Origin of the sequence: Rhizobium leguminosarum, from assembly GCF_004123835.1 — a bacterium.
GTDB lineage: Bacteria > Pseudomonadota > Alphaproteobacteria > Rhizobiales > Rhizobiaceae > Rhizobium > Rhizobium leguminosarum_M.
This window is the reverse complement of the sequence record NZ_MZMU01000001.1, coordinates 65344-84990: the sequence shown is the minus strand read 5'-3', so window position 1 is coordinate 84990 and position 19647 is coordinate 65344. Positions and strand designations below refer to the sequence as shown.

At 59.9% G+C, this 19647-nt stretch carries 22 protein-coding genes and 1 pseudogene; 13 read left to right on the top strand and 10 right to left on the bottom strand.

From position 1 onward, the window contains the following. Positions 1-108: 108 nt before the first annotated feature. Positions 109-675, top strand: a complete 567-nt coding sequence (locus B5P46_RS00405) for a sugar transferase (protein ID WP_129416950.1) — start codon at positions 109-111, stop codon at positions 673-675. Positions 676-798: 123 nt separating this feature from the next. Then, positions 799-2814 carry a polysaccharide biosynthesis protein gene (locus B5P46_RS00400; RefSeq protein ID WP_129416949.1) on the top strand — a complete coding sequence of 672 codons (2016 nt, stop codon included), beginning with the start codon at positions 799-801 and terminating at the stop codon, positions 2812-2814. A gap of 28 nt (positions 2815-2842) precedes the next feature. On the opposite strand, the gene B5P46_RS00395 is transcribed toward B5P46_RS00400, so the two are convergent. From B5P46_RS00395 to B5P46_RS00385, 3 genes are all read right to left on the bottom strand, one after another. Then, positions 2843-4117 carry an O-antigen ligase family protein gene (locus B5P46_RS00395; RefSeq protein WP_129416948.1) on the bottom strand — a complete coding sequence of 425 codons (1275 nt, stop codon included), beginning with the start codon at positions 4115-4117 and terminating at the stop codon, positions 2843-2845. Between the two features lie 320 nt (positions 4118-4437). Continuing rightward, complete coding sequence (locus B5P46_RS00390) at positions 4438-4689, bottom strand: hypothetical protein (protein WP_129416947.1); 252 nt, start codon at positions 4687-4689, stop codon at positions 4438-4440. Positions 4690-4745: 56 nt separating this feature from the next. Then, positions 4746-5150: a DUF2934 domain-containing protein gene (locus tag B5P46_RS00385; protein WP_129417126.1), complete on the bottom strand. Its 405-nt coding sequence runs from the start codon at positions 5148-5150 to the stop codon at positions 4746-4748. A 270-nt stretch (positions 5151-5420) separates the two neighbouring features. Here B5P46_RS00385 and B5P46_RS00380 point away from each other — a divergent pair, with 270 nt between their 5' ends. Both B5P46_RS00380 and uxuA read left to right on the top strand, forming a co-directional pair. Continuing rightward, the gene (locus B5P46_RS00380; protein WP_129416946.1) at positions 5421-6143 is read left to right on the top strand and encodes a GntR family transcriptional regulator; all 723 of its coding nucleotides are present in this window, start codon (positions 5421-5423) and stop codon (positions 6141-6143) included. Between the two features lie 45 nt (positions 6144-6188). After that, positions 6189-7376: a mannonate dehydratase gene (gene uxuA, locus B5P46_RS00375; protein WP_129416945.1), complete on the top strand. Its 1188-nt coding sequence runs from the start codon at positions 6189-6191 to the stop codon at positions 7374-7376. A 119-nt stretch (positions 7377-7495) separates the two neighbouring features. Here uxuA and B5P46_RS00370 read toward each other — a convergent pair whose 3' ends face one another. Further along, positions 7496-8365, bottom strand: coding sequence for an aldose 1-epimerase family protein (locus tag B5P46_RS00370; protein WP_129416944.1), 870 nt, complete (start codon positions 8363-8365; stop codon positions 7496-7498). Between the two features lie 104 nt (positions 8366-8469). Beyond that, positions 8470-8799: a DUF6665 family protein gene (locus B5P46_RS00365; protein WP_129416943.1), complete on the bottom strand. Its 330-nt coding sequence runs from the start codon at positions 8797-8799 to the stop codon at positions 8470-8472. Positions 8800-9002: 203 nt separating this feature from the next. On the opposite strand from B5P46_RS00365, the gene B5P46_RS00360 reads away from it, so the two are divergent. The 4 genes from B5P46_RS00360 to B5P46_RS00345 all read left to right on the top strand — a co-directional run bounded on the left by B5P46_RS00360 (position 9003) and on the right by B5P46_RS00345 (position 12108). Continuing rightward, positions 9003-10625 (top strand): ABC-F family ATP-binding cassette domain-containing protein, encoded by a 1623-nt coding sequence (locus B5P46_RS00360; protein ID WP_129416942.1) that lies wholly within the window; start codon positions 9003-9005, stop codon positions 10623-10625. 101 nt (positions 10626-10726) lie between these two features. After that, positions 10727-11119 (top strand): VOC family protein, encoded by a 393-nt coding sequence (locus B5P46_RS00355; protein ID WP_129416941.1) that lies wholly within the window; start codon positions 10727-10729, stop codon positions 11117-11119. Positions 11120-11253: 134 nt separating this feature from the next. After that, positions 11254-11844, top strand: a complete 591-nt coding sequence (locus B5P46_RS00350; RefSeq protein ID WP_129416940.1) for a hypothetical protein — start codon at positions 11254-11256, stop codon at positions 11842-11844. A gap of 99 nt (positions 11845-11943) precedes the next feature. After that, entirely contained in the window at positions 11944-12108 is a 165-nt protein-coding gene (locus tag B5P46_RS00345; protein ID WP_003549551.1) for a DUF1328 domain-containing protein, read from the top strand. Positions 12109-12190: 82 nt separating this feature from the next. Here B5P46_RS00345 and B5P46_RS00340 read toward each other — a convergent pair whose 3' ends face one another. Beyond that, complete coding sequence (locus B5P46_RS00340; RefSeq protein WP_129416939.1) at positions 12191-12550, bottom strand: EF-hand domain-containing protein; 360 nt, start codon at positions 12548-12550, stop codon at positions 12191-12193. A gap of 20 nt (positions 12551-12570) precedes the next feature. Beyond that, positions 12571-12819: a hypothetical protein gene (locus tag B5P46_RS00335; protein ID WP_129416938.1), complete on the bottom strand. Its 249-nt coding sequence runs from the start codon at positions 12817-12819 to the stop codon at positions 12571-12573. A 589-nt stretch (positions 12820-13408) separates the two neighbouring features. Between B5P46_RS00335 and B5P46_RS00330 the strand changes: the two genes are divergently transcribed. Then, a complete protein-coding gene (locus B5P46_RS00330) occupies positions 13409-13930 on the top strand; it encodes a DUF992 domain-containing protein (RefSeq protein ID WP_029874988.1) in 522 nt (173 codons plus the stop codon). 77 nt (positions 13931-14007) lie between these two features. After that, positions 14008-14130: pseudogene (locus tag B5P46_RS34745) on the top strand (GNAT family N-acetyltransferase); the annotation flags it as partial. A 59-nt stretch (positions 14131-14189) separates the two neighbouring features. On the opposite strand, the gene B5P46_RS00320 reads toward B5P46_RS34745, so the two are convergent. The 3 genes from B5P46_RS00320 to B5P46_RS00310 all read right to left on the bottom strand — a co-directional run bounded on the left by B5P46_RS00320 (position 14190) and on the right by B5P46_RS00310 (position 16146). Then, positions 14190-14960, bottom strand: a complete 771-nt coding sequence (locus B5P46_RS00320) for a hypothetical protein (RefSeq protein WP_129416936.1) — start codon at positions 14958-14960, stop codon at positions 14190-14192. 31 nt (positions 14961-14991) lie between these two features. After that, complete coding sequence (locus B5P46_RS34740) at positions 14992-15102, bottom strand: helix-turn-helix domain-containing protein (RefSeq protein WP_245456083.1); 111 nt, start codon at positions 15100-15102, stop codon at positions 14992-14994. 114 nt (positions 15103-15216) lie between these two features. After that, positions 15217-16146: a LysR family transcriptional regulator gene (locus B5P46_RS00310; RefSeq protein WP_129417125.1), complete on the bottom strand. Its 930-nt coding sequence runs from the start codon at positions 16144-16146 to the stop codon at positions 15217-15219. 73 nt (positions 16147-16219) lie between these two features. On the opposite strand from B5P46_RS00310, the gene B5P46_RS00305 reads away from it, so the two are divergent. The 3 genes from B5P46_RS00305 to glpD all read left to right on the top strand — a co-directional run bounded on the left by B5P46_RS00305 (position 16220) and on the right by glpD (position 19642). Then, positions 16220-17137, top strand: coding sequence for a DMT family transporter (locus B5P46_RS00305; RefSeq protein WP_129416933.1), 918 nt, complete (start codon positions 16220-16222; stop codon positions 17135-17137). A gap of 97 nt (positions 17138-17234) precedes the next feature. Continuing rightward, positions 17235-18008 (top strand): DeoR/GlpR family DNA-binding transcription regulator, encoded by a 774-nt coding sequence (locus B5P46_RS00300; protein WP_129416931.1) that lies wholly within the window; start codon positions 17235-17237, stop codon positions 18006-18008. 119 nt (positions 18009-18127) lie between these two features. Further along, entirely contained in the window at positions 18128-19642 is a 1515-nt protein-coding gene (glpD, locus tag B5P46_RS00295) for a glycerol-3-phosphate dehydrogenase (protein WP_129416929.1), read from the top strand. The last annotated feature ends 5 nt before the right edge of the window (positions 19643-19647 follow it).

Sequence of the window (19647 nt, the reverse complement as noted above, 5' to 3'; positions counted from 1 at the left end):
AAAAAACACCACATCCCAGCAGTTGACGCGAAACGCTTTTTGACGATACGGCAACGCGATAGCGCGAATGGCGGATGGTCGGTCGGTGAGGCGGAAGAACTGCGGAGCATGGGTTTGAAACGGGCGGTGGATTTTTTCTTGGCTTTGATTGCGGCGGCGATCCTGCTCGTTCCAATCCTTGTCGTCGCTCTTTGTGTTCGCCTTACCTCGCCGGGACCGATCCTCTATTGGTCAAAACGTGTCGGCCGTTTCAATCAGATCTTCCTGATGCCGAAATTTCGCAGCATGCGCGTCGACACACCGACGGTTGCCACGCATCTGCTCGAAAATCCGGATCGCTTTCTGACACCGATCGGTTCGTTTCTGCGCAAATCCAGCCTCGACGAACTGCCGCAGCTCTGGTGCATTCTCGAGGGGAAGATGAGTTTCGTCGGCCCGCGGCCGGCACTCTACAATCAATATGATCTGATAGAGTTGCGGACGGCCCATGGTGTCGACAAGCTCCTGCCCGGACTGACGGGATGGGCGCAGATCAATGGCCGGGACGAATTGCCGATTCCGGAGAAGGTAAAATTCGATGTCGAATATCTCGAACGCCGCTCGTTCGGCTTCGACATAAGCATCCTGTTTATGACGGCCGAGAAGGTAATCCGCCGCAAGGGAATAAGGCATTAAGCTACCTACTTCTGATAGATAAGCGGTGCGGGAGACCTTACTTTCCGATTATTTCAGTTGCGCTCGTTGCAGAAAATGACAAGAAGGTGGTTGTCTGATTGATCCGCGAGACGCTGGTAAGCAATGCCCGAAAATACCCCCACTGAGACGCCGCGCTCAGGATGGTTCTTAATGCCGATGCAAGCGCTCGTCGCCCCTCTGCTGGCGATGCCGCGGGTTGCCAAACGCGCTCTGGCCTTGCTGCTGGATTCCAGCTTTTGTGTTCTGACGATCTGGCTGGCCTATTGCTTCCGCCTGAACGAATGGACGGTGCTGACCGGCGTCCAGTGGTTGCCGGTCTTCGTTTCGCTGTGTATGGCACTTCCCATCTTCATCGTCATGGGCATGTATCGGGCGATCTTCCGTTATGCCAATATGGCTGCTTTCATTACTGTTCTGAAGGCGATTGCGATCTACGGCGTCGCCTTCATGACGATATTTACAGCACTCAGCGTCCCCGGTGTTCCGAGAACCGTCGGCATCCTCCAGCCCTTCCTTCTGTTGATTGCGATCGGGCTGTCGAGGTTGAGTATCCGCTACTGGCTCGGGGATGCCTACCAGCGCATCCTTCACAAGAATATGCTCGCCAAGGTGCTGATCTATGGGGCAGGGACGGCCGGGCGGCAACTGGCCGGTGCCTTGATCAACAGTGCCGAACTCAATGTCGTCGGCTATCTGGATGATGATCCGCGTCTCAAGGGCGGCGTCATGGGTGGTTTGCCGATCTACGACCCCTCGGATCTTCCGGTGCTTGCCGAATCTCTCGGCGTGCACAACGTGCTTCTTGCTCTTCCCTCCGCATCGCGGCAGCGTCGCAACGAAATCCTGGAGCACATCCGTAAAGCCAGGGTCAATGTTCGCACGTTGCCGGATCTCACTGCCCTGGCTCAGGGACGCATCGCCGTCTCCGACATCCGAGAGCTGGAGATCGAAGATCTGCTGGGAAGAGAAGCGGTCGCGCCGCGCCAGGAGCTACTCGACAAGTCGATGCGCAACAAGGTGGTGATGGTCACCGGTGCTGGCGGCTCGATCGGCGGCGAGCTATGTCGTCAGATTTTGCGCACCGGGCCTTCCAGCCTCATCCTCATCGATCAGAACGAGTTTGCGCTTTATAATATCCATGCCGAATTGCAGAAGCTGGCCGAACTGTACAAGCATGAAAATATGCAGATCGTTCCGATTCTGTGTTCTGTCCGCGATCAGGATCGCATGGAACATGTTATGCAGAGCTGGCGACCTCAGACGCTCTATCATGCAGCCGCTTACAAGCATGTTCCCCTTGTCGAACACAATGCCGTGGAAGGCATCAAGAACAATGTCATGGGTACGCTGGTCGCGGCACGTGCGGCGAATAAATGCGGCGTCTCGAATTTCGTGCTGATCAGCACAGACAAAGCCGTGCGTCCGACAAATGTGATGGGCGCCAGCAAGAGGCTGGCGGAGATGGTTCTGCAGGCGCTTGCGGCGGAATCGGCGACCGACAGAATGCGAACGAATTTCTCCATGGTCCGTTTCGGAAACGTCCTCGGCTCCTCCGGATCCGTCGTGCCGCTTTTCCGGCAGCAGATCAAGGACGGCGGCCCGGTGACGCTGACACATCCTGATATAACCCGCTATTTCATGACCATTTCCGAGGCTTCTCAACTCGTCATACAGGCCGGCGCGATGGCGGAGGGCGGAGATGTCTTCCTGCTAGACATGGGAGAGCCGGTTCGCATCGCAGATCTCGCCCGCAAGATGGTGGAGCTTTCCGGGCTGGCCGTCCGCGACGAAGACAATCCCGAAGGCGATATCGAGCTGTCCGTTACCGGTCTTCGGCCCGGCGAGAAGCTCTTTGAAGAGCTGTTGATCGGGGATAATCCTGAAACAACCGAACATCCTCGGATTATGAAGGCGCGCGAGGATTTCTTGTCCTGGCCGGAGCTGTCGCGAAGGCTCAACGCGCTCAACGCGGTGTTGGACCGGAACGATATGATCGCTGCACGTGCGACATTGGCGGAGCTTGTTTCCGGCTATTCGTCAACGGGTGAGGTCTCGGATCTGGCTTTCACCGGCGCCGAGCCAATACGGCTGCCTCAGACAATTCAAAGCACGCTGTAGGGTCTGCAGGCTCAAGGGGTGCCGGACGTCAGCTCCGAACGACGGGTGCAAAGCCCGTGCTGCCGCGATCCGCACAAATAAGGGCAACCATGTAGGCGAAGATCGGATCCAAAGCTTTCTGATTGAACATGATGCCAAAGCTGCCTGTTATGACGTAGCTGCTGACGAGCAGAAGAGCGAGCGCAATCGCTAAATCCCGGCCCGGTCCCGCTTCTTTTCTCCACGCGCCGATCACGGGCGTCAGCAGCATCAGCGAAAGCGCTGCAATGCCGAAAACGCCGGCGTCGATTCCCGCGGTCAGAAAGCCGTTATGGACATGCGAGTAAGGCAGCTGCGGCCTTATATTATCGGGAAGCTCTGCCAAAACCGAAGCCATCCGGTTTTGCGGGCCATAACCCGTCAACGGGTCCTTACTGATTGCCGATAGTGCGCCTTTGTACAAGGCGAACCGGGCACTCAGCGACGTGATCTCGCCGTCGGTGCGTTCGAGCGATGTCAGATTTTCCTGAAGCGCCTGGATGCGATGGAGGATCTGGCCGCTGCCCAGGGTGATAAGTCCCGCCAACAGCAAGGAGCTGGTAATAGCCAGGCTGCGCAAACTCAGATGGAAGCTGTGTTTGCGAAAATACCAGAGAAAGATGACGATATGGACGGGAATGACCAGCCAGGCCGAGCGCGTCCCCGAAAGCAGCACGCAGCCTAGGCCGGCGGCATATCCCAATATCGCAATTCTTTGCTCCACGCTTCTGGGAGATTGAATGTTGAGAAGCGCAATGCCGCCGAACAGAATGCCTATCACGCCGAGGAGTGCAGCGTTCGACGTTCCAGCCTCTGCCCTGTCCATCAGAAACATGATCTGCAGAAGACTGAAAAGAAAGGTGACGATCATGCCGATGCCTGCGCCGAGGATAAAGAGCGGCACGAGACGGCCATCGGGAGATTGGCGCATCCGCGGCAATATCAGCCAGATGGAAAAGAAAGGCAGGAGCCGGAATATCCAGTCCGGTACTTCGGAGTAGGGCGGATTGATGAAGATGCTGGCGATCATCACCAGCGGGTAGATCGACATGCCAATGGCGACCAGCCGGTCGGATTTCGACAGGTTCAAGACGAGGCGGCCCATCGCCAGACAGTAGACGCCCCACACCATCGACGCGAGAAGGATGAAGGAGTTAAAGTTCGGCGAAAGCCCTGGAAGGATTGCAAAGAGAAAGACGGCAATGCGGTTGTTTCGGTCGAGTGCGCTTCCGGCCTCATCCCCCGGATAAAGCACTGCCATCTTGAGTTGTCTGAAATAATTCACGTTGCCGGTCCTGACCGTGTCGATGCTGCCTCGCTAAGGATCGTCATCACAGCTGTCAAGCTGTGATGACGGTGCAATCTATGGCTTTATTCGACGTGGTATTCCGGCAACAGGCGTCTGGCCAGACCTGGTTCTGTTCGATGATGGGGGCAAATAGGTACGACGGTAAGGCCGGCTTCAACAGAAAACACGTCTGAGGTGCGGGCGTGATGTGAAGGTTTGATAGCCAGCAGCCGACGAGCGTACGGAGAGAAGAAGGCGGCATCATAGGGATCGGCGAAGACCGATGCATGCGCGTCGTTGAAGTGACGCGGCTGCCGCTATCGCCAATACGGGCCTGTCGAACCTTCCGCCGATGATCGACCAAGGAGATAGCCAAGCCCAAATGCGACAATGCCGGTGGTGAGCAGCAATGCGCTTGCGGTATGCGGGTGCTCTCTGGCACCGAAGGCGACGGCATAAGCCTCACGTTTCATCTCTTTGGCTGCCGACTTCGCGACCTTGGTCAATCCCTCCGGCTGCTCAGCGGGTGTGCCGGTGAATCCGGCGTTCAAGTTCTGTTTGTCGGTCATGTCGGGGACCTTTCTGAAATTGGCAAGAGGTTTGTGATTGGCGCGAGGCGGGACGTTCAATCCTGCTCGCGCGTGCCGGGGGAGGCTTCGCGTTGATCGGCGTCCTCGAGATCTGTCTTGACGAGAAATGCATCCGTATGTTCGCGCGAGGCCTCTCGCAATGCTGCAAGGTTTGGAGGATTGTCGGCTTCGCCCTGCTGCGCATCGAGTTCATGTTCGGCCAGGGTCCAGTGATGCCCGTGCTTGCCTTCCGGCCTCCCTTCTTTCTCCCACAGGGAATATGCCTTTCTTCGGATCTCCTCATCGCGGCTGGCTGCCGGCGACCTGCCGCTCAGCCTGTCGATTTCGTTTGCGGCTCGCCGAACCATCTTCCGTCCGCCTGCGTCCGCGGCGGGTGGAGTTTTCGGCCGGCCGCCGTTAGTCGTATTTTCGTTTGTCTCGCGTGGTGCTGGCTTTTTCATGAGGATCTCCTTGCGGATCTCAACCAACTCGGCCGATCTAAGTTCCAAACAAAGAGTGCCTCGGCGCAGAGATCGGCTTTCCATTTCCCGCGAGGTCTATGCCGTTCACCCGCGCTTTCGCACAGCAACTGCCGTTCCATGACTCGAGCCTGCGGCCCGCGGGTCGACTTGCTCAAGTCGCGAAGCGCCGAACCTTGAGCAGCATGTCTTGGCATGTCGATAAAACTGATATACTAGTATGCTGCGGAGTTTCAGCGTTCCGGTATATCCATGCGGCAAGCATCAGAAACCGAAGTTTTGGTCGTCCCGGCATCGCGGGAGGCCGGGGGCAGGCTGCGCCGTATCACCACGGCCGGCGCCATCTACGATCGCCTTTATGCCGACATCGTGTCGCTGCGGATGCCGCCCGGCATGCTGCTGCAGGAAAAGCGGATCGCCGATGATTTCGGCGTCAGCCGCACGCCGGTGCGCGAGGCGCTGCTCCGGCTTTCCGAAGGCGGACTGGTCGATATCTACCCGCAGTCGGGCACCGTCGTGTCGCGGGTGCCGGTCTCGGCGATCCCTGAGGCGGTCGTCGTGCGCAAGGCGCTCGAAGGCGCGACCGTCGAGGCTGCGGCTCTGACTGCGACGGCCGCCGATATCGCCCGTCTCGACGCCATCATTGCCCGCCAGCAGGCCCATGCCGCGACCGGCAATGCCTCGAGCTTCCATGAGGAGGATGAGGCCTTCCATGAGGCGATCACGCGGATATCGGGTTATCCCGGCATCTGGGCAATCCTGAAAACGGTCAAAGTGCAGATCGACCGGGCACGGCGCCTGACGTTACCGGTGCTTGGGCGCATGGATAATGTGGTGCAGGAACACATGATCATCCGCGATGCACTGGCCGCCCATGATGCGGTGGTTGCACGCAGCGCGATGACCCATCATCTGAGTGCCGTCATTCCCGATGTCGACGAGTTGCGCGCGCGTTACCCCGATTATTTCTGCTGACGGCAGGCCAACACGAAACGAAAAAGCGAGAGGGAAGGAAGACGGATGCGACAGGGTTGGAGATGGTTCGGACCGGAAGCGCCGGTGACGCTGGATGATGTCCGCCAGACGGGCGCGACGAATATCGTCTCTTCGCTGCATCAGGTGCCGATCGGCAGGGCCTGGACAGAAAAGGAAGTGCGCGAACGCCAGGCTCTGATCGAGACGACGCCCGGCGACCGCTCGCCGCTCGTCTGGTCGGTCGTTGAGAGCATCCCGATCCCCGACGCCGTCAAGCGCAAGGGCGGGGAGGCGAAGGTCGAAATCGAGTCGTGGATCGCCAGCCTCGAAGCGGTCGCCGCCTGCGGTATTCCAATCGTCTGCTATAACTTCATGCCGGTGGTGGACTGGACCCGCACCGAACTCGATTTCGTGACACCGACCGGCGCCACCGCCATGCGCTTCGATCACGAGCGTTTTGCAGCTTTCGATCTCTTCATCCTGGAACGACCGGATGCGGCGCAGCACTATTCTAGCGAAGACCGCGAACGGGCGCGTATCGTCTTCGAAGCGATGACGGACAACGAGATCGCCGATATCACCCGCATCATCACCTCGGCTCTGCCGGGGTCGACCACCGAACCTCTGACCATTCCGGCCTTCCGCGAAAAGCTCGTCGCCTATAGTGGCATCGATGCCGCAAGACTGCGCCGGCACCTGATCGAATTCCTGGAGGCGGTGACGCCGGCGGCCGAAGCGCGCGGCGTCAAGCTGACGCTGCATCCCGACGATCCGCCGCGTTCGCTGTTCGGCCTGCCGCGCATCGCCTCCACGGCGGACGATTATGCCGCTCTCTTCGATGCAGTGCCGTCGGCAGCGAACGGCATGTGTTACTGCACCGGCAGCCTCGGCGTGCGCGCCGAAAACGATCTCCCGGCGATCGCCCGACGCTTCGCCTCGCGCATCCACTTCGCCCATCTGCGCGCCACGACGCGCGAGGGTGACGGCCGGACATTCCATGAAAGCGCGCATCTGGAAGGCGACGTCGACATGGTCGCGGTTCTCAGCGAACTGGTCGCGGAAGACCGCCGCCGCAGTCCCGAAGACACCATCGTGTTCCGATCGGACCATGGCCATCGCATGCTCGACGACCTCGACAAGGTCGTCACACCAGGCTACCCGGCCATCGGCCGCATGCGCGGCCTCGCTGAACTGCGCGGCATCCTGCATGCGCTGGGCGCTCCGCCGAACTGAGGGTGTCCCCGGTCGCGGCGCCAGAAGAACCAAGCCAGTAAAGCCCATCTTCTTGCGAACTGATCCCGAAGTGGACGCCCAATCTTCCCAGGTCGGCTTCTGCGAAGGAGGATTGCAATCTATTGCGGAATCTCGACGGTAAAGGCGAAGCTGGCCGCCGCCCCGGGTGCAAGGATCGTCGTGGAAGGCCTCTCGGACAGCTCGCTCGAACCTCCAGCTTCCACGGCCGTTCCATGCCAGGGCTCGATGCAGAGGAAGGGGGCACCCGGTTTGGTCCACAGCGCAAGATTGGGCAGGTTTTCGAAATGGAATTGCATGGTCGGCCCGCCTTCGGCGCCGTAACTCAAGCCGTCGCCCGCACCATCAGGGAAAATCATCGCATCCTGCTCGAACATTGCGTGATCGAGCACCAGCCGGCCGGCATCGAACGGCGAGGGCAGGGCCGCGGGGTTAATGAGACCGCCTTCCAGCCGCACAAGACCCGGCTCGCCTTCATTGTCGAGCGTCACGACATGGTCGCGCCCGGAAGCATCTGGCAATGGCCAGACGAAGGCCGAATGGAATCCGAGGCCGAACGGCATCGCCTTCTGGTCGCGATTGGTAACCTCGGCCGTGACAGTCAACGTGCGGCCTTCGACCGCATGCACCACGGCCAGCTGAAAATCGAAAGGATAGACCGCTCGCGTCGCATCCGAGGCGGCCAGTTCGAACCGGCACATCGTCTCAGTGGAGGCCGCAAGCACGAATTCGCTGCGGCGGGCAAAGCCATGCTGGGCCATCGGATAGACCGTGCCGTCGATCGCTATCTTGTCATCCGGCGCCTTGCCGACAATCGGAAACAGGATCGGCGACCGCCCGGCCCAGAAGGCTGCGTCGCCGGTCCATAACCAAGAGCGTCCTTCACTTGACGTGAGCGCCTGCATCTCGGCGCCGAGGGAGGAGACATCGACGGTGAGATCCTGGTTCCCGATCCGGATGGAGATTGGCATCGCGTTTCCTTTCGCATTGGTTCGGCAGCAAGCCATATCGTTCCGAACCGGGGATTTCCACCCAATAGAGGGCGTGCCGGCGGCCACATCAGCCATCGCCCTCGTTATTTCCGCATTGCGCCCAATCTCGCGATCACTTCGTTCGGAATGCCGTAGCGCTGAATGGCGTCGCGGTTGTTCCGCAAGCCGCAGATCTCACGCTGGATGAAGAACGCCCAGACGGCATCGGACGCTTCGTTGAGAAGCTTCTCGCGGTCTTCGGCGCTTTGGCGGTCGGGAGTCCATGCCGTCAGAGCGGCAAGCGCCGCCTCCACCTTCAGCCCGTGACGTCCGAGAGAATCGGCTCGTTCCGACATCAGCTCGTATTCGAGGACGTTGAAGCCGTTTCTATCCTGCTCGGATTGTCTGAAGGACTGTGGCGGACGAACGCTCATTGGCACAGGTCTCCGTTGGCGTGAGCCGCGATATTATCCAATCCTGTTCCAAATTAAAGAAGGTGAGCATGATGTCGTTCGAAAACCGCTCGCGCCTTTCGGCATGATACTCTTGATCGAGAGGGTGGGAACAGGGCTATCCTGCGGTTTCCCCGCATGGCATAAGCGCGCCAAAATCTCCTTCTCCAGGCGCCTCGCAAACCATGATCCGTATCGAAAATATCAGTAAGCAGCTCAGCCACCGCATCCTCTTCATCGAGGCGTCCGCAGCGCTCAACAGAGGTGAGAAGATCGGTCTCGTCGGCCCGAACGGTGCCGGTAAGACGACGATCTTCCGGATGATCAATGGCGAGGAGCAGCCCGATGAAGGCCAGGTCTCCTGCGAGAAGGGCGTCACCATCGGTTATTTCAATCAGGACGTCGGCGAGATGGCCGGCCACAGCGCGGTTGCCGAGGTGATGAACGGCGCCGGGCCGGTCAGCATCGTAGCTGCGGAATTGCGCGAGCTCGAAGGCGCCATGGCCGATCCCGAGCAAGCCGATGACATGGACAAGATCATAGAGCGCTATGGCGAGGTGCAGGCGCGCTACGAGGAGCTGGACGGTTACGCGCTCGAAGGACGGGCGCGCGAAGTGCTCGCGGGCCTGAGCTTCAGCCAGGAGATGATGAATGGCGATGTCGGTGCACTGTCGGGCGGCTGGAAGATGCGCGTGGCGCTTGCCCGCATCCTGCTCATGCGCCCGGATGTCATGCTGCTCGACGAGCCGAGCAACCATCTGGATCTCGAAAGCCTGATCTGGCTGGAGGAGTTCTTGAAGGGTTATGAGGGCGCGCTGCTGATGACCTCGCACGACCGCGAGTTCATGAACCGCATCGTCACCAAGATCATCGAGATCGACGGTGGCACGTTGACGACCTATTCCGGCGACTATGAATTCTACGAGCAGCAGCGGGCGCAGAACGAGAAACAGCAGCAGGCCCAGTTCGAGCGCCAGCAGGCGATGCTCGCCAAGGAAATCAAGTTCATCGAGCGTTTCAAGGCGCGCGCCTCACATGCCTCGCAGGTGCAGAGCCGCGTCAAGAAGCTGGAGAAGATCGACCGGGTGGAGCCGCCCAAGCGCCGTCAGGCGGTTTCCTTCGACTTCGAGCCGGCGCCGCGTTCCGGCGAGGACGTGGTCAGCCTGAAGAACGTTCACAAGAAATACGGCAATCGAAGCATCTATGAAGGGCTGGATTTCATGGTGCGGCGCCGGGAACGCTGGTGCATCATGGGTATCAACGGCGCCGGCAAATCGACGCTGTTGAAACTGGTGACGGGCACCGCCGAGCCTGACGAAGGCAGCGTCGCTCTCGGCGCCAGCGTCAAGATGGGCTATTTCGCCCAGCACGCCATGGATATTCTCGACGGCGAGCACACCGTCTTCCAATCGTTGGAGCACCGTTTTCCCCAGGCAGGGCAGGGGCCTTTGCGTGCGTTGGCCGGATGTTTCGGCTTCTCCGGTGACGATATCGAGAAGCGGTGCCGGGTGCTGTCAGGCGGTGAGAAGGCGCGGCTGGTCATGGCAATGATGCTGTTCGATCCGCCGAACCTGCTCGTGCTCGACGAACCGACGAACCATCTCGACCTCGACACGAAGGAAATGCTGATCAAGGCGCTGTCGCAATATGAGGGCACGATGCTGTTCGTTTCGCACGACCGGCATTTCCTCGCCGCACTCTCCAACCGGGTGCTGGAGCTGACGCCCGAGGGCATCCATCAATATGGCGGCGGCTATACCGAATATGTGGCGCGCACCGGCCAGGAGGCGCCCGGCCTGCGCAGCTGACGATTACTTTTGCGCGGCATGTCGAAACCGTCAGCGTCGAAGCGACCAGTGGAGAGTCGGCCAGCGATATCGGTTGACGGGTCGAAGCAACGGAGGAGAATATGCCCATGCTGTTGGATCGGATCGAGGTCGTCACCCTGTTCGTCGATGATATCGACGAGGCCAAAGCGTTCTACCGAAAGGTCTTTGCGCCGGACGTCGTCTATCAGGACGCGGTATCAGCGGTCCTGAAATTCTCGGGAACGATGATCAACCTGCTCGATGCAGCGCAGGCGCCTCAGCTGGTCGAGCCGGTCGCAGTGTCAGCGCCCGGTTCGGGCGCACGCGTGCTGCTGACGATCAAGGTCGATGACGTCGATGCGGTTTGTGCAGAACTGCGCAAACTCGGGATCACGCTGCTCAATGGTCCGATCGATCGTCCATGGGGTCGCCGCACCGCGGCCTTTGCGGATCCGTCGGGCCATGTCTGGGAAGTTGCGCAAGAATTGCGCTAGGAGGCTGTCGCGCGCTCTGAGGCTGCCTTGAAATTTAGGGGGCGTGACACGAGCGGGTCCGCGTCTTCGGCCCCGACGCGTCTCTGCAAGCCACTTCATCTGTGCGAAGAACGGATTCGGCGGCTATTGCCACGATGATGACCAAATTCCGTGGTGTTCGGAGGCCTCTTCATGCAATCGGGGACGGGCGCATCGGCATGGACTGGATCAATCGTTATATCGATCAGCCGCTACTGCACGGCGCGGCGGGTTTGTTGCGGAGTTGGCATCTCCGCACGCGGCAACCGCCGGAGCTGCTGGAGCCGACTTGGAATCTCGTTGTGCTCTCCTTTCTCCTGATCGCAAGCGGGCAGGTCATGGCCGGCAAGAGTTTGGCGCTCAGTGTTGCCGCGCTGGTCATGCTGGCGCTGCCGTCCGCGCGAAAACTGCTTTCGGTGGCAAAGGCGAGGGGAGCCGGTTACGGCGCCCGGGAGTACAAGTCGCTGAGAGCGCGCGCCATCGCCAAACGTGAGGCTGAGTGGTCGGTGCGGATCATCGTCCTCTTCGCATCGGCCAGCCTTCCGCTCATCGCCCCCATCGACGATCCGGTGGGAGCCTGTTTCATGCTGGGAGCCAGTATCTGGTTCGTCCTGACCGGGCCGCTCAAGGCCTATCTCGATGCGGCCGAGCCTCCCGAACCGAATGAAGGCGACCGGATGTACAGCGGCGTCTTTCACTTCGGCTGAATGGAGCCGATGCCCCGTTGCATGTCCCGGCCGTGAGACGGACGGGAACCAAATGGGGCGGCCTCCGTTATCTCCGCAGCAACGTAAAAGGAGATTGCGATGCTTTATTACGCTCTGGTGTTTCTCGTCGTGGCCTTGATTGCCGGCGTCCTCGGATTTGGCGGCATCGCAGGGGCTTCAGCTTCCATTGCCCAGGTTCTGTTCTTCATTTTCCTGGTGCTGTTCGTCGTATCGCTCGTCATGCGACTGATGCGAAAAGTATAACGCGGACAGATTAAAGTATAAAAACCCGGCGAAACACATTGCCGGGTTTTTCTTTATTTCTACAGTCGGTTTGACGTCTCCATCACTGAAGGTTTCCGTCCCTGTCGTGGTCGGCTGTCGCGAAATCCGCCATCACACGCTGCATGAATTCGCTTCGGCTGATGCGGCCATTGTGGTTCGCGTCGGTCAAAGTGAATTGCTCGACCGTCAGGATCTGCACCGTCTCGTCGGACTGCAGGCTGCCGTCCTTGTTCTTGTCGAGACTTCCGAAAGCCGTGCCCATGAAGGTCTCGTATTCCGAACGGTCGACGGTCTTGCTGGTATTTGCGTCAAGCCGATCCATCTGGCCCTGATACATCGATCCGGGCTGTTGCGGTTGTTGCGCCACTGCTCCAACGCATTGGCACAGTATGAATGTGGTCACCAAAGCCAAGGTCTTCATCGCTTGATATCCCTCCCCAATTAGCGGCAAGCCAGACGGTTGCCGACGTAACCGCCGCCGCCGATGCCGGCGCCGACAGCGAGCACCTGCCCGGTTCCGGCGCCGATCGTGCTGCCGATCAAGCCACCGACAATCGCGCCGCCGACGGTTCCCGCGATGCAGCCGAATTCGGAATTACGATCCGAGACGGCCTGCGACGGCGGACCGGACTGGCAGGCGGAGACGGCAAGGCATCCCGCCAGTATGATGTTTGTCCTGCGTATGCGCATCTTTCCCTCCCGATAAATTACCCGTTATCTCCAATAGAGATCGGCGGGCGTACGATTGTCCGGCCCCCGCGAAAATATCGCCTGATTATATTTCTCAAATTCAGACTTAGTTTCTGTTCGAACAGAAGCAGAATTCCGGAAAGCAAACGGAAATTCTGCGGCAATGCCAAGCAATCATGCCGTTTCCTCTCCAGTTGCAGTGTGGCATGGAGAGTATCTTCAAACAGTACAGCTATCTATACGGCATGGCAACCTGCGCGATCATCGATCGCCTATCCAAATAGGGCGCCTGCGATTTGCATGATGCCGCTCGTTGAGAGTTAACGGCAATCGGGATCGTGCCTTTCCAGCAACCATCCCTGACAACATCGTGAAATAACCGGATGACGCGAAAATGTGCCTTCGAAATGTCCCAATGGGAGCTGAACCGTAAGCGTGTTTGTCGCTTGCGCCCTCCCAGGCGCTTTGACATGCGATGCGTAAATGATGCCGGTTCGGGATCGTTTTGCGGTTCCGTCCGTTATCTGTTGCCGAATCTGGTGGCGAGTAGCCGGGTATGCTCCCGTCACGATTTGAGAAGGAGAGACTTATGAACAAAATTCTTGCGACGGCGTTTGCCGCGGTATCGTTGACGTTTGTCGGCGCTGGGGCGGTCAATGCCGCCGATCTCGGCACCAGGACATATGAAGAGCCGGACCTGCGCAATGGCGTGAAGATCGGTTACCTCACCTGCGATATCGGCGGCGGCACGGGTTACGTGCTCGGTTCCTCCAAAGAGGCCGACTGCATCTTCCAGTCGACCGTCGGCAACGAACTTTCGGATCGTTATACGGGTGAAATGAGAAAGCTCGGCATCGACCTTGGCTTCACCACGCGTAGCCGCCTGATCTGGGCCGTGTTCGCGCCGACGGCCGGCTATCACCGCGGATCGCTCGCCGGCCTCTATGTCGGCGCCACCGCCGAAGCGACGCTCGGCGCCGGTGTCGGCGCCAATCTCCTGGTTGGCGGCACCTCCGGTTCCATCCATCTGCAGACGGTCAGCCTGACCGGTCAGCTCGGCCTCAACGTTGCGGCCGGCAGCGCCTCGATGACGCTCACATCAGCGAATTGATATGGCCTTTTTGGCCTCCCCTGCCGCGGCGCGGCAGGGGACGTCATCTCGTCTGAGGCGCGATTTCGCACCCTCGCATGCCCAAGCCGGATCACGACATGATGGATATTCGAATGGCAACGCCCGGCGAGGACGAGATCCTGGTTGGGCACTATCTGAAGATCTGGGACAGCTACGGCACACCACCGGAGCACTTTAGAGGGCGTAGCGTTGGTTTCCCATCAAACTACGCTATTGGAGAACGAATAAAGAAAGACACTTAGGAACCGTCGTCAGATAGCCAAATCCTCAGTTTGCCGACTGACCTGAAGCCCAGCTTTGTCATTTCGTTTAGCGCTGCGCCACTGTCATACCCGACTAGCGGCACATCGGGTGAAAAGGCGATAGTGGCCAACGAAATGGCATCCCGGAAGGCCTGCGGCGTACCAGTCAAGTTAAAGATATTGGAGATTCCTACAGCCTCGGGTGATCGATTTACGATGCAGCCTGCATCAATACCGTCGCCGGCCCATCGGCCATAGATATGCATGTTGGGATCGGAAAGCAGGGCCGGTGTGAAGACGTTGGCATCGGTCTGGCTACCAGACTCTTTCCAGGAATTTTCCCAGCGATCCAGTGCCGCCGCATCGCGAATGCGTGCCCAATATTGAGGCGCACGCGCTGAAATTCTGTGAGGTTCAGCCCAAATCCATGATGCGGAAAACAACAACTGGAACCCTTTGTTGACGAGATCGAACCTGGAAAACCCGTCTTTGAAACCAGGTCGCCGTCCTAGTCGATCTGTCAGCCGACCGATTTCAATCAGCTGTTCCTCTGTTGCATCCGGGTCGAGTGTCGTCATGTTGGAATAGTATGGGGGTGCGATCGCATCGCTTGACCAAAATGCACTGGTTCGCTGATCAGGCAGTCCATGGGCACGGAACATCGCCTGATACAAGTCTGCATTGTTAGCGGCACAAATGCGCGCTTTTTCTGCATCGGATCGTACCGTGTGTCTCAGGATATTGCTTTGCGAGGAGTTGCGTATCATAAGAAATCCTGTTGCTCGGAGCGTCTGACACCTAGCCGGTGCATTCGCGATAAACAGTTGAGCGGCCTAGGCCAAATTGTATGGCAGTTTCCGACGGCGAAGTTCCAGCACTAACAAGCTTCACAGCGGCCTCGATTTTCATGGTATCGAGTGGCTGGCGCCGCGGTTTCTTTCCCTTGGCCCGCGCAGTGGCAATGCCGTCGTTTGTCTGTTGTGAGATCAACTGGCTCGATCTAGCGCGGGCCGTCCGATCCGCCTACGTTTTCGCCCGGCCTGGCGCCGTGAACGCGGCGATCGTCGCCTCGTCATGGCCGGCCTCGCGCAGGAAGCGGCTGGCGAATTCGATGGCAGGGCTTCTGAGCGCCTCGTCCGGTCTAATCAGATGAAAGGCCACATGATATTCGAGCGTCCGCTCCGATACGGCGACGACGCGCCCGGCCGAAAGCGCGGCATCCGACAGCGGCGGCCGCGCGAGAGCGATGCCAAGCCCCTGCGCACAGGCATCGATCACCAGATTGTAATCCTCGAAACGCCGGTCGTGACCGCGCGGCGTATAGTCGACACCCTCACGGGAGAGCCAGCGGCGCCAGCCTTCAATATTCGAATCGTGCAGGATCGGCAGATCGAGCAGCGACAAGGCATCGGTTCGCTGTCCGAGCCGGTCCGCCAGCGCCGGGGCGGCGATCGGAAACGACTTCTCCTGCCAGAGCGGCAGGGCGCGCACGCCGGCCCATGGTCCCTTGCCGCAGCGAATGGCAAGATCGGTGCCTTCGCCGAAATCCGCCAGCCGGTGTTCGAGCGTCAGCTCGACATGCAGCTCGTTTCCTTCGAGCTTCGGCAGGCGTTGGAACAGCCATAGAGAGGCGACAGAGGGCGTCACCGAAAGGCGCACCACCGCCTTGTTGCGGCGAGGCAGCCAGCGTTCGCCGCTATTGCCGAGCAGCGTAAGTGCTTCCTCCGCCCGCGCGAAAAACCGCATGCCTTCCGGCGTCAGGCGTACGCCTCGGGCTTCGCGCGCAAACAGGCGAACGCCCATCCAGCGCTCCAGGCGCGAGACCTGCCGCGACACTGCGCCGTGGGTGATGCCGCTTTCCTCGGCTGCAGCCGAAAACGATCCGAGCCGGGCGGCGCGGGCAAAGGTCTCGAGCGTATCGAGCGGCGGAAGAACTGGTGAGCTGTGAACCATACGCACATTTGATCATCGATTGCGATGCTTTTCAAGCACGCATCGAAGGCCTAATCCACTATCGCAGGAACATATGGAGGCGAAAATGAGCATGGCGGCAAGCGCACCGGTTTCGACGAAACAGCACGGCGGGTTCGATCTGGTGGCCTTTGCGGCGATCGTCGTCACCATCCTCTTCTGGGCTTCCTCCTTCGTGGTGATCCGCATCTGCCTCGGACCGCTGACGCCGATCGAACTGGCGACGGCGCGTTATGTGGCAGCCGGTGTCATCGCCCTCGTCTATCTCGTCATCTATCGGCCGATGCCGGAAAAACGCGATTTTTTCCGCCTCTCGGTTGCCGCTGTGCTGTTCATCGCCGCCTATGCGGTTCTGCTGAACACCGGCGAGCAGACCGTTGCGGCGGGACCGGCGAGCTTCATCATCAACACCATGCCAGTCTTCACCGCCCTCATTGCCACATTCGCGCTTGGCGAGCGCTTCGGCCGCTGGGGCTGGGTGGGCACCGCGGTTTCCTTCGGCGGCGTCGCGCTGATTGCGGTCGCCTCCGACGGCGGCTTCAAGCTCGATCCGAATGCCGTCCTCATCCTTGGCGCAGCGCTCTGCTCGGCGATCGCCAGCGTGCTGCAGAAGCCGCTGCTCGGACGGTTGCCGGCACTTGCCGTCACTGCCTGGATCCTGCTCATCGGTTCCGTGCCACTGTTTCCAGCCGTCCCGGCGACGATTCAGGCGCTGGCCGCCGCGCCGGCTGAGGTGAACTGGGGCGTTGCCTATCTCGTTATCTTCCCGACCGCGATCGGCTACCTCACCTGGGCGATCGCCCTGAAGCGGCTGACGGCGGCCCGCGCCTCAAATTTCCTCTACGGCGTTCCGCCGGTCGCCACGCTGATCGGTTTTGTCTGGCTGGGCGAGACGCCGACGGCGTTGGGCGCCGTCGGCGGCGTCATGGCAATCCTCGGCGTGCTGGTCGTCAACGTGATGCGGAAGCGATAGCGTCAAATTCGGGCCGTGAAGGCGGCCCGGTAACAGATAGGCATTGCGCTGCCGTTCGCTTTCTTTAAAACGAAAGCAGATCGAAAGGCGCACGCTCATGTTCTTGACCGACCGGCAAACCGAAATCGTGGCGATTGCGAAGTCGAGCGGCAGGGTGCTGGTCGAGGAACTCGCCTCCCGCTTTTCGGTGACGCCGCAAACGATCCGCAAGGACCTTAACGATCTCTGCGATGCGCAGGTGCTGACGCGCATCCATGGCGGCGCCACCTTCCCGAGCGGGACGGAGAACGTCAAATACGAAGCGCGCCGCCAGATCGCCGCTTCCGAGAAACAGGCGATCGGCATTGCCGCGGTCGAGCTGATCCCGAGCGGTGCCTCGCTCTTCATCAATATCGGAACGACGACCGAGGCGGTGGGCGAGGCGCTCGCCGACCATCACGAGCTGATGGTGATCACCAATAATATCAACGTAGCCAATAGGTTGCGTCTTTTGCCAGCCATCGAGGTGGTCATTGCCGGCGGGGTTGTGCGCGGTTCGGACGGCGGGATCGTCGGCGAGGCGGCCGTCGATTTCATCCGCCAGTTCAAGGTCGATTATGCCGTAATCGGCGCGTCGGCGATCGATATCGACGGCGCGCTTCTTGACTACGATTTTCGCGAAGTTAAGGTCGCTCAGGCTATCATCGCCAATGCCCGACATGTCATTCTCGTTGCCGATTCGACGAAGTTCGAACGCACCGCACCGGTCAGGATCGGCCAGCTTTCCCAGGTTCATACCTTCATTACCGATCACTGTCCGGTGCCGTCGATCCGCAATCTCTGCCTCGAAAATAATGTGAAACTGATCGAAACGAACGGCAGATTTCGCTAGACAACGGCTCCCCGAAACATTCGTTTGACATTCGTATCACTTTCGTTTTAACTGATGTTACTTTCGCAATTGCGCAAGTTTTGTGCGATGCGAAATCGACGGCGGGCTCGGAGGGGGAATTGGGCCGAAATATTCACGACATATTCGTCATCGGTGGCGGCATCAACGGCTGCGGCATTGCGCGCGATGCCGTCGGGCGCGGCTATTCGGTGGCGCTGGCGGAGATGAACGATTTCGCCTCGGGTACCTCGTCGGGCGCCACCAAGCTGATCCATGGCGGCCTGCGTTACCTCGAGCATTACGAGTTCCGCCTGGTCCGTGAATCGCTGATGGAGCGCGAGATCCTCTGGGCGATGGCGCCGCACATCATCTGGCCGCTGCGCTTCGTGCTGCCCTACCACAAGGGCGGTATCCGCCCGGCCTGGCTGATCCGGCTCGGCCTCTTCCTCTACGACCATCTTGGCGGCCGCAAGTTGCTGCCGCCGACATCCGTTCTCGACATGCGCAGCGATCCGGCCGGCAAGCCGCTGAAGGCGCTCTTTGCCAAGGCCTTCGAATACTCCGACGGCTGGGTCGACGATGCCCGCATGGTGGTACTGAACGCCCGCGACGCCGCCGACAAAGGGGCAACCATCATGCCGCGCACCAAGGTGGTGTCGGCGAGGCGCGAGAATGGCCTGTGGCATATCGAGACCACCGATACCGCCACCGGTCGCAATGACAGCCATCAGGCCCGCATGCTGGTCAATGCTGCCGGTCCCTGGGTCGACCAGGTCATTCGCTCCGCCTTCGGCCAGAACGAAGCCCACCATGTCCGCCTCGTCCAGGGCAGCCATATCGTCGTGAAGAAGAAATTCGACGATGTGAGAGCCTATTTCTTCCAGAATCCCGACAACCGCATCATCTTCGCCATCCCCTACGAGGGCGACTTCACCCTGATCGGCACCACGGATCGCGACTACACCGCCGATCCCAGGGACGTCAGGATTTCGGAGGAGGAGACAGTCTACCTCTGCAATGCGGCGTCGGAATATTTCAAGGAGCCGGTCAGGCCCGAAGATATCGTCTGGACCTATTCGGCGGTCAGGCCGCTTTATGACGACGGCGCCTCGAAGGCGCAGGAGGCGACGCGCGACTATGTGCTGAAGCTAGAGGGTGAAGGTGACGCCGCGCCGCTGCTCAACGTCTTCGGGGGCAAGCTCACCACCTATCGCCGGCTTTCAGAACATGCACTGGAGAAGATCGGTGCTGCGATCGGCGCCAAGGGCGCCCCGTGGACGGCCAAAAGCCATCTGCCGGGCGGCGACTTCCCGGTCCGCGGTTACGAGGCACAGGTTGACAAGCTGAGGCGGCGTTATTCGTTCCTCGCCGATCCGCTTGCCCGCCGCCTGGTGCGCCGCTACGGCACCAAGGCGGAGCTGTTGCTTGGCGATGCCAGCGGCATCGACGATCTCGGACGGCTATTCGGCGGCGATCTCTACGAGGCAGAGGTCACCTATCTCGTCGAACATGAATGGGCCCGGCACGCCGAAGACGTGCTGTGGAGGAGAACAAAGGATGGTCTGCGCCTTTCCAAGGAGCAGGCCCAGTCACTGGAGGAGTACATGGCTGCCATGCCGGCGATGGCCGGGTAGGAGCT